The sequence below is a fragment of the Streptomyces sp. SID14478 genome, from assembly GCF_010548525.1.
Taxonomy (GTDB): domain Bacteria; phylum Actinomycetota; class Actinomycetes; order Streptomycetales; family Streptomycetaceae; genus Streptomyces.
The window spans coordinates 1-14008 of record NZ_JAAGMG010000074.1 but is presented as its reverse complement, the minus strand read 5'-3'; the positions used below and the strand labels follow the sequence as shown (position 1 = coordinate 14008).

Sequence of the window (14008 nt, the reverse complement as noted above, 5' to 3'; positions counted from 1 at the left end):
GAGCAGGACCCGGTCGGCGGGGCGGGCCGCGGCGTGGGCGCGGACGAGGGCGAGGGCTTCGGCGCGCGAGCGTGCGGCCGTGAGGTCGAGGCCGGTGAGGGCCAGGCCGGTCGACGTGGTGTGGACGTGGGCGTCGGTGAACGCCGGGGTGACCAGCGCGCCGTCGAGGTCGACGACCTCGTCCACGCCGTCCGCGAACGCGTCCGCCGCGCCTTCCGAGCCGACCCAGGCGACGTGTCCGGCCTCCACGACCATGGCGGTGGCGAAGGGGTCGGCGGGGCTGTGCACCTCGCCGCGTCGCAGGAGGACGGTGCGGGTGCTGGGGGGCGTGCTCATGGGGGACAGTCTCCCGCGCCGGGCGGCCGGCGGTGTCGCCGGGGTCCCTTTTGTCGGGTCGTCCTCAGATCCGCGGCGGCCGCGCCTCGTAGGGCGTCGACAGGACGACCGTGGTCCGCGTCGAGACGCCCGCCAGGGACCGCACCCGCGCCAGCAGGTTCTCCAGCTCGTGCGGTGAGTCGACCCGCACCTTCAGGATGTAGTTCTCGTCGCCGGCCACGCTGTGGCACGCCTCGATCTCGGGTACGCCCGCGAGGCGCTCCGCGATGTCGTCGGGCGCGCTCGGGTCGAACGGCTTCACCGAGATGAACGCGGTGAGCGGCAGCCCGACGGCTTCGGGGTCGACGACCGCGGCGTAGCCGCGGATCACACCGCGCTGCTCCAGGCGGCGCACCCGCTGGTGCACCGCCGACGTGGACAGGCCCGTGGCCTTGCCCAGGTCGGTGTAGCTCATCCGCCCGTCCCTGACGAGCAGCTGCACGATCTGTCGGTCGAGCTCCTCCATGCGCCAGAACCTACAGGGCCCGTGATCGCGCCGGATACCTGAGCGACGCCGGTCGAGGGCCCCGGGTCCGCGTACGGCGGTCCGGGGCGGCCCTTTCGCCTACCTCTTCCTGGGCACCTGCAATCGGCATGTGACGAAGGCCACACCCCTTGGGCCGTGTCCGTGGGCAGGAAGCGATTACCCCGCGAGCGGGGCGGGAAGTGCTTGCTGTGGTCGAGGCCGCGGCTCCTGGTCGGCCCACCCGAGGGGGAGATTCCCATGCAGAACGTGAAGCGTCCTGGACGCCCCGCGACGCGAAGTCGCCAGCAGTCCGTCGTGGAGCCCCAGCCGGAGGGCGTCGAACCCGACGCCTTCGACGGGGACGAGAGCGACGCGTACGACACCTTCGAGATGTACCGGGTGATCTGCCCGGACTGTGCGCAGCCCATCGCGCTCCTGGCGGACGAGGACGTCCTGCCCGAGCACGCGCTGTGCCCCACGCCCTGGAACCCGTTCGGACTCACCGTCTGTGCGGGCACCGGGCGCGCGGCCGCCGAGGCGCGCCCCGCGGACGAGCTGACGGGCACTCAGGAGCAGGACACCGCCCTACTGTTGACGCTCCCTCAGGGACTCGACTGGCGCACCCAGCCGTTCTCGCACGTGGGCGGCCCCGGCTCGCGCCCCCTGCGGGTGCCGCGGCAGCGCGCCGCCTGAGCTACCGCAGGCCGTCCCAGTAGCTGCCCTGCACCATGGCCCGCAGGCTGTCGTGGTGCAGGATCAGCGTGTCCGGGTCCGCGGGCACGGCGGCCTCGCCGAAGTGGACCTGGCGGTAGGCGACGCGGAGCATCACCACGGCGTGCCGCAGGGCCGCGTACAGGGTGTGGAAGTCCATGTCGCGCGGTGTGTGGCCGGTGAGTTCGGCGTAGCGCGCCTCCACCCGGTCGCGGCGCAGGAAGCCGGGCAGGCCGGGCTGGCCGAAGGTCTCCGTCAGGTCCTGGAAGAACCGGTGCAGATAGATCGTCCAGCCGAGGTCCACCTCGCGCGGGGCGAGCGCCGCCATCTCCCAGTCGAGGACCGCGGCCGGGGCGAAGCCGTCGTAGATGATGTTGCCGATGCGGGCGTCGCCCCAGTTGAGGACCGCGTCGCCCTCGTCGCGCGGCCACAGCGACTCCAGCCGTTCGAAGGCGCTCTCGATGAGCGGTGAGCGCGGCAGGCCGTCCACCACCCAGGCGTAGTAAGCGCGTTGGGCCTCGACGTGCCGGCGAAGCGGACTGCCTTCGCCCGGCAGCGCGAGGAAGTCCGCCTCGGCCGCGGGCACGCCGTCGTGCAGCCTTGCCAGCAGCGAGAGGCTGGCGTCCTCCAGTTCCGCGCGCTGCGTGTCTGTGGCGGCGTGCAGCCAGTTCCCCTCGTAGGTGTACGGCATGACGTCGGGCGGCACCCGGCCGGCGACCCGCTCCATCACGAAGAACGGCGCGCCGAGCGGTCCCGCGTCCTGTTCCAGCCACAGCACGCGCGGCACCGGCAGCCCGGTGCGCTCGGCGGCGAGCCGCATCGTGCGGTACTGCTTCGGCATGTCGTACACCGGGAAGATCGTGTACGCGGACGGGTCCGCCGCCAGCCTCAACGCGCAGGCCCTGACCGGTGGTTGCGGGTGCTCGATGTCGAACAGCAGGGTCTCGCTCGACATGCCGTTGGACTCGGGGACGGTGACGTTCACCGCCTTCGCGCCGGGCAGCCGGTGTCCCAGCCAGGCGGTGAGCCGGCGGGCGATCTCCTCGGGCTCGCGAGTGGACGTGCGGGGGCGCGGTGCTGTCGCCATGGCCGAACTCCCTTTCCGTACGGGTGATTACGAGCGCTCGGGCGTCGGTCCCGCGACGTCGGAGAAGCCGGTGAAGCCGCTCGGGTCGTGACGGCCGAAGCTGCCGTGCTCGAAGATGCCGTGACCGACCTGCCCGTCGAGGGTGAAGCGGGCGGCGTGGTCGATCACCCCGTAGGCGGCCAGGGGGTGGGCCGAGGGGTCGGCGAGGTCGTAGGCGCGGCGATCGGTCCAGCCGTGGCCCTGCCAGGTCCCGTGCTGCCAGTCGTCGGCCGGCGGGTAACCCGCGCCGACCGCGAGCGGCGAGGAGGCGAGGATCTCGACGCCGAGTTCGAGCGGCTTGCGCTCGACCGGGTCGGTCAGGTGGATGACCGCGTCGCGGGGCCGGCGGGTACCGGGGTGATAGGTGATGTCGGCCTGGGGCCAGCCCAGTTGGCGGTCGCGATGCCCGTCGCGCACCAGCGTCGCGTCGTTCAGGGAGCGGTAGCCGTCCGCGTCCTCCTGCAGGACGACCATGAGGAAGCGGTCGTCGAACCTGACCGGCGCCCAGATCCAGTGGAAGCCCTCGGTGGGATGCTCCTGCGCGAGCCGGCCGCCCTCCTCGCCGGGCACGGGCCGCACTCCCCAGCTGCGGTCGCGGGTCCCGGTCCAGCCGCGCACCTCGATCTCGCGTCCGCCGATCCGCAGCCGGCCCTCGCACCGCCCCGCCTGCACGAAGCGCTTGCCCTCCAGGATGAGCCGGGAGCCACGGCGCTGGGTGTGGTGCGGTTCCCACAGAGCCGGGAAGTCCGCGCTCCACCCGATCTCGTAGGAGAGGCCGTCGGGGTCGTCCGGATCGGCCGCGCAGCTCAGCACGAACTCGTTCAGCGGGCGCTCGACGTGGATCCGCAGCGGGCCGACCTCCATGCGCGTGCGGTTCTCGTCGGTGAGGGCGTCCGAGGCGCGGGCGGCGTGCAGGGTGTCGCCGACGCGCAGGGTGGCGTAGGCGTCGATCACGCCGAGGTTCGGGTAGACGCCGAGCCCGAGGATGAGCAGGAACTCGCCGGTCGGGTCGACGAGATGGAAGATGCAGCGGTCGTAGGCGTTGCGGTCGCCGGTGGCGACGTGCTTCATCGACAGCGGCACCTGGTGGACCGGGTACTCGTCGAACGCGATGGGGCGGTCGTCCTCGGCCATGGCAAACCTCCCTGAACACACGGCAGTTGACGTCGCCCGGAGGGGTACGGCCTGCCCGGCGGCGGAGTTGACGGTACGTCAGGTAGCGCACGGTGACCAGATGTTCGACCCGGCAGGGCGACGCGCACGGTTATGTCGCGAACTGACGCTCGATTGCGTCCATCGGTGACCTGTCTCGTCCCCCACACGTTGACCTGGCATGACCCCGACGCCGACAGCCACCCCTGCGCCCACCGGCCGACGCAGGCGCGTCCTCGTGCCCGTTCCCGCAGAATCGGTTCACCAGCAGCACCGTGCCGCCCCTCAGACGCATGCGCCACAGGCGTCACATGCGTCGCATCAGACGCAGCAGGCATACGTCCACCCTCAGGACCCGCCCATCTACCAGGCACTCCTCATGTCCTGGGCCGACCGCGGCAGGACCCTGCCGGGGCGCCACGACCCGGAGTGGGCGCAGCTCGTGGCGCCCACCGTGCGGACGGGGCAGTTCAGCGCGACTCCGGACCCACGAGGTGGCGGGCGATGACCATGCGCTGGATCTGATTGGTCCCCTCGACGATCTGCAGCACCTTTGCCTCGCGCATGAAGCGCTCGACGGGGAAGTCGGCGGTGTATCCGTAGCCGCCGAACACCTGCACCGCGTCCGTCGTCACCTTCATCGCGGCGTCCGTGCACAGCAGCTTCGCCATGGCCGCCTGCCGGGAGAACGGCCGGCCCGCGTCCCGCAGCCGGGCCGCCGACAGGTACAGGGCACGACCCGCCTCGACCTGCGTCGCCATGTCCGCCAACATGAACCGCAGGCCCTGGAAGTCGGCGATGGGCCGTCCGAACTGGGCGCGCCCCTTGGCGTACGCCACCGCCTCGTCCAGCGCCGCCTGGGCCACGCCGATCGCGCAGGCCGCGATGCCGAGCCGCCCCGAGTCGAGTGCGGACAGCGCGATCTGGAAGCCCTGCCCCTCGTCCCCGATGCGGCGCGCGTCGCTCACCCGCACCCCGTCGAAGTGGACCTGAGCGGTCGGGGAGCCCTTCATGCCCATCTTCTTCTCCGGCGCGGCGGCGCTCAGCCCCTCGGCGTCGCCGGGGACCAGGAACGCCGTGATGCCGTGCGCGCCCTCGCCCCCACTGCGGGCCAGGACCGTGTAGAAGTCGGCGACGCCGCCGTGCGTGATCCACGCCTTGGTCCCGGTGAGCACCCACGCGTCGCCGTCCCGCACCGCCTTCGTCCGCAGGGACGCCGCGTCCGATCCCGACGAGGGCTCGGACAGGCAGTACGCGCCGAGCAGACCGCCGCCGAGCATGTCGGGCAGGTGCTCGGAGCGCTGCTGCTTCGTGCCGAAGTTGGCCAGCGCGTGGCAGGCCAGCGAGTGCACGCTGACGCCGAGTCCCACGGTCAGGCGTGCGGCCGCGAGCTCCTCCAGGACCTGGAGGTAGACCTCGTACGGCTGGTCGCCGCCGCCGAACTCCGCGTCGTACGGCAGCCCGAGCAGTCCGGACGAGGACAGCAGGGCGAACGCCTCGCGGGGGAAGCGGCCCGCCTCTTCGTCCTCGGACGCGTGCGGGGCGATCTCCCGCTGCGCGATGTCACGGACCAGTTGCATCAGGTCCTGAGCTTCGTCCGTCGGCAGTTGACGCTCGACTCCTGGCTCCGGCATGGCGACGCTCTCCTCCCTGGGCGGGCGCTGCGGCGGCGCGCGCGGGGTGGGGCGCCGCCGCCGATCGGTCACTACCGAGCCGATGCTGCCCCTCCGGGTCTCGGAAGCTGCTGATCAGCGGCTGCGGCGTGTTGAGTCTTCCCGATCCGGGGCCCGGTGTCACTAGTTAACGACCGCTTACTCCAACTTTTACGAAGCGGGGTGACGCCCGAGGGAAATTGGTTCGGACCATTGACCTCACTGGTCTAGTCCTCCTAGTCTTCCGTTCCACGTCTTACCGCGTTCATGTCACCTTCGTCCGGACGCGCGACGACGGGCTCACGCAGGTCCACAGCACCATTCCCCCCCTTGTTTCCCTCCCCCACGAGGAGACACGATGCTCAGACCGCACCTCCCCCGCGCGCGCTTCAAGGCGCTCGCCGCCGCCGCGTGTTGCGCCGTCCTCGGCGCCGGACTGCTCGCCTCCGCGGGCACCGCCACCGCGCAGACGGCCCCCGAACCGACCAGGGCCGCGGCCGGCTCGAAGGTCGTCGGATACTTCACCGAGTGGGGTGTCTACGACCGGAACTACCACGTCAAGAACGTCGAGACGTCCGGCTCCGCCGACAAGCTCACGCACATCAACTACGCCTTCGGCAACGTCCAGGGCGGCAAGTGCACGATGGGCGACTCGTACGCCGCGACCGACAAGGCGTACACCGCCGACCAGGCCGTGGACGGCGTCGCCGACACCTGGGACCAGCCGCTGCGCGGCAATTTCAACCAGCTGCTGAAGCTGAAGAAGCTGCACCCGAACCTCAAGATCCTCTGGTCGTTCGGCGGCTGGACCTGGTCCGGCGGGTTCACCGAGGCGGCCAAGGACCCGGCCGCGTTCGCCCAGTCCTGCTACGACCTGGTCGAGAACTCCAAGTGGGCCGGCGTCTTCGACGGCATCGACATCGACTGGGAGTACCCCAACGCCTGCGGTCTGACCTGCGACACCAGCGGGCCCGACGCGTACAAGAACCTGATGGCGGCGCTGCGGGCGAAGTTCGGCGCCGGTGCGCTGCTCACCTCCGCCATCCCGGCCGACGCCTCCGACGGCGGCAAGCTGGACGCCACCGACTACGCGGGCGCGGCCCAGTACGTCGACTGGTACAACCCGATGACGTACGACTACTTCGGCGCCTGGGACGCGCAGGGGCCGACCGCCCCGCACTCGCCGCTGACCTCGTACGACGGGATACCGAAGGCGGGCTACAACACGGACGCCACCATCGCCAAGCTCAAGGGTGCGGGCGTGCCCGCCTCGAAGCTGCTGCTCGGCATCGGCTTCTACGGGCGCGGCTGGACCGGCGTCACCCAGGCAGCTCCCGGCGGCACGGCCACCGGCCCGGCGGCCGGCAAGTACGAGCAGGGCATCGACGACTACAAGGAGCTCAAGACCAAGTGCCCCGCGACGGGCACGGTCGCCGGTACCGCCTATGCGTACTGCGGCAACAACTGGTGGAGCTACGACACCCCGTCGACCATCGCGGGCAAGATGGACTACAAGAACCAGCAGGGCCTCGGCGGCACCTTCCTGTGGGAGCTGTCGGGTGACACGACGAACGGCGAGCTGATCAAGGCCGTCGACTAGGCCTGCACGTAAGCGACTTGGGGCGGGACCCGGATCACTCCGGGCCCCGCCCCTCGCCTTCGTTCACGGGCGCGGCGGAGCCGGGTACGACGGCTCGAACTCCTCGATGACGCGCAGGGTCTCGCCGAGCGTGCGGACCAACAGGGCGCGCACCGTGTCCCGTTCGAGCGCCTGGCGGCCGATCCAGTCCAGTGTCACGCCCTCGACGCTGCACAGCCACCCGAGCAGCGCCAGTCGGACCAGGTCCGGCAACTCCTGCTTCCCGTAAGCGCCCTGGGCGATGGCCGCGATCATCGCGGTGCGCACCCCGTCCCGTATGGCCTGCACCTCGGCGTCGAAGCCGACGCCACCGGTGATGATCGCGCGGTACGCGGCCTGGTGGTGCTCCGCGTAGCGCAGGTAGCCGTCGATGGTGCGGTGCACGCGGTCGACGGGCGCCAGCTCCCCGGCGCTGCTCGCCCGCTCGACGAGGTCGCCGACGGACTCCTCGATGATCGCGAGGTAGTAGCCGCGCTTGGACTTGAAGTAGTAGTAGATCAGCCCTTTGGCGACGCCCGCGTGCTGGGCGATGTCGTCCATGGACAGTGCGTCGTAGGACGTGTCGGCGAACAACTTCCGTCCGATGGCGATGAGTTCGGCGCGCCGGGCGACGGATCGGTCGGTGCCGCGCGCCCGCTGTTGACTATTATTCAATTCCGGCCCTAGTCTCCAACTCCCTGCGGATTCCGCAGTATGGCACCTTCCTGGGCACCTCTTTGCCCTGCGCACTTCCCTGCCCCACGCACGTGGACGACGTACGGGAGGACGACATGAGCGAAGGCAGAACCAACTGGAGGAAGACGGCCGTGGTCGCCCTGCCGGCGGTCCTCGCCGTCGGCGTGATGACGTCCGTGATGGCGCAGGGCGTACTGGCCGCCTCCTTCGCCGTCTCCGGCACCAGTTTCCAGGTCTCGTCCGGCAATCTCCGCAGCAAGGGCCTGTCCTCGTACGTCCAGACGGACCGGTCCGCCGACGGGCGCGGCCATCCCGTCGCACTGCTCGGCATCGGGGACGCGACGCTCTCCGACATCTGCCAGTCGGCCGAGGTCAAGACCCCGGTGGGTACCGTGGTGTTCAAGCTGACGGCGGGCGGCGCCGCCGGGGACGTCACGGCCAGCAGCCTCGTGATCGACGGCGAGGACCTGGTGGGCGACGCCCGGTTCGGCACCGCACAGATCGGGCGGGACGCCTCGACGCTCGACGCGGTGCCCGCGGTCCACGGCGAGAAGGGGAAGTTCGGGCTGCAGGCCGGGGACATCGAGGTGTCGAAGGTGCGCTCGCACGCCTGGTCGGCGACCGGCGGCAACTTCCGCCTCAAAGGGATGAAGGTCGACGTCAGCCTCGGCGGCAAGAAGTGTTTCTGATCCGCAGGGGCCGGCTCGACGAGCGACTGCCCCTGCCCGAGGCCCGCCGCACCCTGCGCCGCTGGCGGCGGACCCGGCCGTTCTGGGCCGGACTGCTATTGGTCCTCGGCGGCGCCGAACTGCTGCTCGTGCCGCTGTCGCCGCTGACCGTGCTGGTCAGTCTGGGGCTGGGCGGGATCGCCGCGATCGGGATCGGGCTCGCGCTGATCGTGGCCGGGCTGTTCCTGTGGTTCCTGCCGCACACCCGCCACTACGTCAGCCTCAACGCCCTCATTTTGTCGGTGCTTTCGTTCGCGGCGACGAATCTGGGCGGATTCCTGCTCGGCATGGTGCTCGGGATCGCGGGCAGCGCCATGGGGTTCGGCTGGTCCCCCGTGGAGAGCGGCCGCGGCCGGACGCGCGTACGCGATCACCAAGGGACGCGGACGCTGGCCGTACTGCTGCCGGTGGTGATCGTGAGCGCCTCACTGCACGGGAGCCCGGCCCGGGCGGCGTCCACGGCCGCCGGCGGTGACGTCATCGCGGCCCGCGTCCCGCCGACCGTGACCACGAGCCTGTTCGCCCCGCAGGGCTTCCTGCTCGCCGGAGTACGCGAACTGCCCACCACCGACGGCCCGTTGAAGGTGATGGTGCTCCGCATGGACGCCGCCTCGCTCACCGACTACCGGCTGCGCACCCGGGACGGCAGCCGCGAACTGGCGCTGGGCGCCGACACGTTGGACCTCAGCGGCCGGGTGACCCTGTACCTGACGCGGTTCAGCGGATGCCTGGAGGGCCTGGTGTGCCTCACGTTCACGCCGGACCGGCTGCCGGTGCCACCGCTCGTCCCGCCGTTCGTCTTCATGACGGACGTGGCCGCCGAACAGGCCCTGGTCACCTCGGACTCCATCGTCGCGGGCGGGCTCACGCTAGGGGCGACACCATGATCGAGATCCAGGCCGCGCTGTTCTGGGCGTACGGGGCGGGCGCCACGTTCGCGCTCTCCGCGGGGCGTCAACTCCAGCTGTGGGAGCGGATCAACGCGGGCGAGGGACCGCGCACCCGCAGCCGCGCCGCCAATCCGTATCTGACGCTCACGATCCTGTTCGCGGCGGTGCTGATGGTGCCGACGGGGCTCTTCCTGCTGTGGCAGAACCCGTCGTGGGCGACCATGCACGTCGCCGCCGGACACCGGGGCGTGTGGGCCGGGTTCGTCCTCTTCTACGCGGGCGGGATCCCGGTCGCCGCGGTCCTCGGGTTCCTCGCGGCGCAGGCCCTGGTGCTGGTGGGCGCCGGATACTGGGCGTACCTGCAGTGCGTGGGCGGGTACTTCCTGCTGTTCGGGACGCTGGTGCACGGCTGGGACGGGCGCGGGTACGAGCGGTTCCTGTCGCCGGGGGCCGACGACTACGCGCGCTGGGCGCACGACAGCGTCGTCAACCACGTACTGGGCTTCCTGACGTCCGGCACGTTCCTCGCCCTGTTCCTGTTCGGCGCGGTGGTGATCGGCGCGATGCTCCTCACGGAGATCGGCTGGCTCGTGGAGGGCTGGACACTGCCGGGCGCCGACCGGGACCGGAAGGTGCCGCGGGTGGTCGCCGTCGGGATCGCGGCGGCCGGTGTGTACGGGCTGCCGTTCGCGGGGGCCGTCCTCGCGAGCGTGCTGGTGCGGCTGCTCGGCGGGTGGCTGGGGCTGCCGCTGTTCGCGGTGCTCGCCGGCGCGGTGCTGCTGTGGCGCCGCTCACCGGTGCGCCGGCTGTACGGGCTCGTCGGCGTACCGGACCGGCACTGGCGGGTGGAGCCGGACGCCGGGCCCGCCGTGGTGGCTCAGGTCACATCCAGCCGATCTGCGTGACGAACATCGCGAGCACCACGACGAAGGTCCAGCCCAGGACGTGTTCGAGGATCTTCGGACCGCCCTCGTCGGGGCCGCCGGTGCGGGTGCGCGAGCCGGTGGGGGCGGATGCGGTGGCAGAGCTTGCGGTCATGGGTGTCTCGCTCGGTTCGTCGTCGTGTCCTTGACTCCCCCGATGGCGCCCCGGGTCCCCTCCGGCGCCCTCTCCACCTTGCCATCGCGAGGCCCCTTCGCGACCGAGACCTTGGTCACGCACAACCGGGCCGCAGTGCCGTGCGTCCCACACTGCGACGCGTTCCGTCCGACCGGAAGGTTCACGACTCACGATGAGCACAAACCGGACGCCCCGCCGCAGATCCCGTCGCACGCTCGCCGCGGCGATCACCGTCGGCATCGCACTGATCGGCCCCACGGCCGTCTCGCAGGCAGCCTCCCCGGACGGCGGACAGCAGCCCACGCCGGGCGCCGCGGGGCTCGGCGACCCGATGTTCCCGCTCGACGGGAACGGCGGCTACACGGTCCGCCACTACACCCTGGACTTCGACTGGCAGGCGCCGCGGACCCCGTTCGCCGCGTCGACGACCATCGACGCGCGGGCGACGCAGGCGCTGTCCCGCTTCGACCTGGACTTCGCGGGCAACGACCTGCACTCGGTGACGGTGAACGGGCGCCCGGCGCAGACGCGACGCGACGGCGACGAACTGGTCATCACCCCGAACTCCCCCATACCAAAGGGAAGTTCCTTCACGGTGAAGGTCGACTACACGGCCGATCCGACGCAGACGCGCCACCGCGACGACGCCATCGAGGACTACGGCTGGATACCGACGCCCGACGGCACGGTCCTGTACCCGCAGCCCAACGGCGCCAAGATGGTCTTCCCTGCCGACGACCACCCGAGCCGGCGGGCGCCGATCACCTTCCGGATCACCACGCCCGCCGACCTGACGGCGGTCGCCAATGGCAGGCTCGTCGACACGTCGCCCCGACCCGACGGCCGCGTCCGCTGGACGTACGACTCCGAGCAGCCGGTGGCGACGCAGCTGGTCCAACTGGCCATCGGGAAGTTCCGGTCGATCGACGGCAAGGGGCCGGGCGGACTGCCGCTGCGCGACGTCGTGCCCGATGCCCTGGTGGCGCCGACCCAGCAGTACCGCGATCTGACGCCTGCTCACCTGGCATGGCTGCGCGCCAAGTTGGGCCCGTACCCCTTCGACCGGTACGGCATCCTCGTCGGCGACACCGACCTCGCCGTGGCCCTGGAGACACAGACGCTCTCACTCGTGCCGAAGGCCGATCTGCTCGGCACGCAGGTCGACGCCGAGCGCAACATGCTCCACGAGCTGACCCACCAGTGGTTCGGCGACAGCGTCGCCCTCGCGACCTGGTCCGACCTGTGGCTCAGCGAGGGGCACGCCCGCTTCTACGAGCGCCTGTACTCCGAGGAACACGGAGGCGACAGCTTCGAGGCCGCGATGAAGACGGCGTACGAGAGCCACGACCAGTGGCGCCACGACTACGGCGCCCCCGCCGAACCCACCGAGCCGAACCTCTTCAAGCGCATGCGCTACGACGGTTCCGCCCTCGTCCTGTACGCGCTGCGCGAGCAGGTCGGCGCCGACACGTTCGGCAGGATCGAGCGGGCCTGGGTCACCCGGTACCGCGGAAGGACCGCGTCGACGGCCGACTACATCGCGCTGGCGTCCCGGACCGCGGGCCAGGACCTGTCGGGCTTCCTGCGTCCGTGGCTGTACGGGGACAGGACACCGCCGATGCCCGGGCACCCGGACTGGGTGGTGGCCCCGGTCGTCACCGGCTGACGCGCTCGTACACCACCTTGAAGTCCTCGTGCCACGCCTCTCCGTCCTTCGACATCTCGCAGACGCCGCTGAGCGTCTCGCCACGGGCGTCGAACCGGACGCAGGAGCGCTGGTGGAATCCGGGCGCCGCACGCCAGGTGCGCAGCTCGCCGTCGATCAGGGACAGGCCGTAGACACGCGAGACGCCGCGCCCGTCCGCGTACAGCATCGTGAAGCGCGCGTCACGGTCGTCGTAGCCGATGTACGCGACGGTCGGGAAGGGGTGGTGCTCGCGCCACGGCTCGGGCAGCGCGGCGTCGGGCGCGAGCTCGGTGCGCTGCACGAGGAAGCCGCCGTCGGGCGTCCACGCGTACGAGGTCGGGAACGGCCCGATGCGGCCGCCGGGCACGCCGTCGTCGGGCACCCACTGGACCCAGCGGCCGACGAGCGGGTCGAGCGTGCGCAGCGCCGGGTGGTTGCTGTCGTGCTGCCGCATGGCGGCCTCCTTCTGCGGGACGTTCCGCAAAAGGAGAGACCGGCTGGGCCGGCGGGACTCATCGCCCCGCCGGCCGCGCCGGTCGGCCTCACCGGGTCAGCGCACGCCCACTGCCGCCAGCGCCTTGCGCTGCCGCGCGCTCGGGTGGGCCGGGAAGTACAGGTAGCAGACGCCTCCGGTGCCGGAGACGACGCTGCCCGTGGCGTTGTAGCGCTTCGTCCTGAGCCAGATCGTCTCCCACTCCGCCCTCTTGTAGACGCGGCGGACCGCCGGGTCGTCCGGGGAGGCCGGGTCGTTGGCGATGACGTCCCCGTCGGCGGTGAAGCCGATGACCGTCATGAGGTGGCCGGAGGTGCCGTACCCCGCGCCGGTCAGCTCCTCCTTGAGGAACGACTGGGACGTTATGGCCGGGATGCCGGCCGCGATCAGCGTCTCCAGGTCGGTGAGGGAGGACAGCCGGGTGACCACGCCCTGGAGGTCCTTGTACGTCGCCGCGTACGCCGCGTTGAAGGGCCAGTTGCCGCAGCCCTCGTACTGGTAGTCGTACGTGAACCGCGCGGCGTGGCAGACCTGCGGGTCCGCGTAGGACGGGTCGACCCAGGCCAGTTGCGCGGCGGTCGGTTTGCGTCCCCAGTACTCGATGATCATCTGTGAGGAGGTGGGGCTGCACCAGGCCTCGCCGCCGTTGTCGTACTCGGGGTACTGGCCGGCGTGGACGTTCTGCGAGTAGCGCGGGACGATCAGTTCCTTCGCGAGGCCGGGCGTGGACGCTGGGACCGTGAAGCGGTCCGGGACGTCCGAGCCCATCGCGCCCAGGCGCCACACCGTCGGGGCGGCCTTCGACCCGGGAGCGCGCAGCAGCGTCAGGCGCAGGGCGTACGAGACGAGCCGCAGCCCCGAGGCCGCGTCGTCGATGGAGAACGTGTCCGTCCAGATGCTCGACCTGCCGTCGCTCTGGTCGTCCACGGACGTGCGGCGGATGTCGACGTCCTTGTCGTCACCGGCCGTCCAGCGCCCCATCACGTACCAGGGCGTCGCCGTCCCGTCGGTGTAGGTGCCGCGGAGTTCGATCTGGATCCAGGTGCCGGCCGGGGTGTGCGCGTTCCACGAGGCGATGACCTCCGTGGCGGGGACCGTCAGCTTGTGGACCGGCGACGTCCACTGCGCGTACTCCCACTGCGCCGTCCGGTTCAGGTGCGGGTCGGTGTACGTCGTCGTGCCGGCGGCCTTGGCGAGCGTGATGCCGGGGCGGGCGCCCGCGCTCACGCGCGTCCCCTTGCCGGTGCCGGAGCGCCAGTCGGTGTACGTCGTCCAGGTGCGGTTGTCCACGAGGCGGGCCGGGGCTTTCTTGCGTGCGGCTGCGGTCGTCCCGGCGGCCGGGGCGGCCTGCGCGG

At 71.3% G+C, this 14008-nt stretch carries 15 protein-coding genes; 6 read left to right on the top strand and 9 right to left on the bottom strand.

Annotation, left to right across the window (positions count from 1 at the left end; all coding sequences use genetic code 11):
• Positions 1-336, bottom strand: a 336-nt coding sequence (locus G3I40_RS02655) for an amidohydrolase family protein (RefSeq protein WP_164300519.1), incomplete at its 3' end; no start/stop codon positions are given.
• Positions 337-400: 64 nt separating this feature from the next.
• Positions 401-841, bottom strand: a complete 441-nt coding sequence (locus G3I40_RS02650) for an Lrp/AsnC family transcriptional regulator (protein WP_164300518.1) — start codon at positions 839-841, stop codon at positions 401-403.
• A 258-nt stretch (positions 842-1099) separates the two neighbouring features.
• Between G3I40_RS02650 and G3I40_RS02645 the strand changes: the two genes are divergently transcribed.
• Complete coding sequence (locus tag G3I40_RS02645) at positions 1100-1534, top strand: hypothetical protein (protein WP_164300517.1); 435 nt, start codon at positions 1100-1102, stop codon at positions 1532-1534.
• Position 1535: 1 nt separating this feature from the next.
• Here the strand turns inward: G3I40_RS02645 and G3I40_RS02640 are convergent, their stop codons facing one another.
• The 3 genes from G3I40_RS02640 to G3I40_RS02630 all read right to left on the bottom strand — a co-directional run bounded on the left by G3I40_RS02640 (position 1536) and on the right by G3I40_RS02630 (position 5464).
• Entirely contained in the window at positions 1536-2639 is a 1104-nt protein-coding gene (locus G3I40_RS02640; protein ID WP_164300516.1) for a phosphotransferase family protein, read from the bottom strand.
• Positions 2640-2666: 27 nt separating this feature from the next.
• Positions 2667-3812, bottom strand: coding sequence for a hypothetical protein (locus G3I40_RS02635; RefSeq protein ID WP_164300515.1), 1146 nt, complete (start codon positions 3810-3812; stop codon positions 2667-2669).
• Positions 3813-4300: 488 nt separating this feature from the next.
• Positions 4301-5464, bottom strand: coding sequence for an acyl-CoA dehydrogenase family protein (locus tag G3I40_RS02630; protein ID WP_164300514.1), 1164 nt, complete (start codon positions 5462-5464; stop codon positions 4301-4303).
• Between the two features lie 376 nt (positions 5465-5840).
• Between G3I40_RS02630 and G3I40_RS02625 the strand changes: the two genes are divergently transcribed.
• Complete coding sequence (locus G3I40_RS02625; RefSeq protein ID WP_164300513.1) at positions 5841-7082, top strand: glycoside hydrolase family 18 protein; 1242 nt, start codon at positions 5841-5843, stop codon at positions 7080-7082.
• Positions 7083-7145: 63 nt separating this feature from the next.
• On the opposite strand, the gene G3I40_RS02620 is transcribed toward G3I40_RS02625, so the two are convergent.
• The gene (locus tag G3I40_RS02620) at positions 7146-7775 is read right to left on the bottom strand and encodes a TetR/AcrR family transcriptional regulator (RefSeq protein WP_164300512.1); all 630 of its coding nucleotides are present in this window, start codon (positions 7773-7775) and stop codon (positions 7146-7148) included.
• 116 nt (positions 7776-7891) lie between these two features.
• Between G3I40_RS02620 and G3I40_RS02615 the strand changes: the two genes are divergently transcribed.
• Genes G3I40_RS02615 through G3I40_RS02605 form a run of 3 tightly spaced genes read left to right on the top strand, consistent with a single transcriptional unit; the run spans position 7892 to position 10319 of the window.
• Positions 7892-8485, top strand: coding sequence for a DUF6230 family protein (locus tag G3I40_RS02615; protein WP_164300511.1), 594 nt, complete (start codon positions 7892-7894; stop codon positions 8483-8485).
• A complete protein-coding gene (locus G3I40_RS02610) occupies positions 8482-9411 on the top strand; it encodes a DUF6114 domain-containing protein (protein WP_203643280.1) in 930 nt (309 codons plus the stop codon). The genes G3I40_RS02615 and G3I40_RS02610 overlap by 4 nt, the downstream gene beginning before the upstream one ends.
• Entirely contained in the window at positions 9408-10319 is a 912-nt protein-coding gene (locus tag G3I40_RS02605) for a hypothetical protein (RefSeq protein ID WP_164300510.1), read from the top strand. Before G3I40_RS02610 ends, G3I40_RS02605 begins: the two co-directional genes overlap by 4 nt.
• Here the strand turns inward: G3I40_RS02605 and G3I40_RS02600 are convergent.
• Positions 10297-10452 (bottom strand): SCO1431 family membrane protein, encoded by a 156-nt coding sequence (locus G3I40_RS02600; protein ID WP_164300509.1) that lies wholly within the window; start codon positions 10450-10452, stop codon positions 10297-10299. The two genes, G3I40_RS02605 and G3I40_RS02600, sit on opposite strands and share 23 nt — an antisense overlap.
• A gap of 193 nt (positions 10453-10645) precedes the next feature.
• On the opposite strand from G3I40_RS02600, the gene G3I40_RS02595 reads away from it, so the two are divergent.
• Positions 10646-12139, top strand: a complete 1494-nt coding sequence (locus tag G3I40_RS02595; protein WP_164300508.1) for a M1 family metallopeptidase — start codon at positions 10646-10648, stop codon at positions 12137-12139.
• Here the strand turns inward: G3I40_RS02595 and G3I40_RS02590 are convergent.
• Together G3I40_RS02590 and G3I40_RS02585 are read right to left on the bottom strand one after the other, a co-directional pair.
• Entirely contained in the window at positions 12129-12614 is a 486-nt protein-coding gene (locus tag G3I40_RS02590) for a hypothetical protein (protein WP_164300507.1), read from the bottom strand. The genes G3I40_RS02595 and G3I40_RS02590 overlap by 11 nt on opposite strands.
• Before the next feature lie 96 nt (positions 12615-12710).
• On the bottom strand, positions 12711-14008 hold a 1298-nt coding region (locus tag G3I40_RS02585), incomplete at its 5' end, for a peptidase C39 family protein (protein ID WP_164300506.1).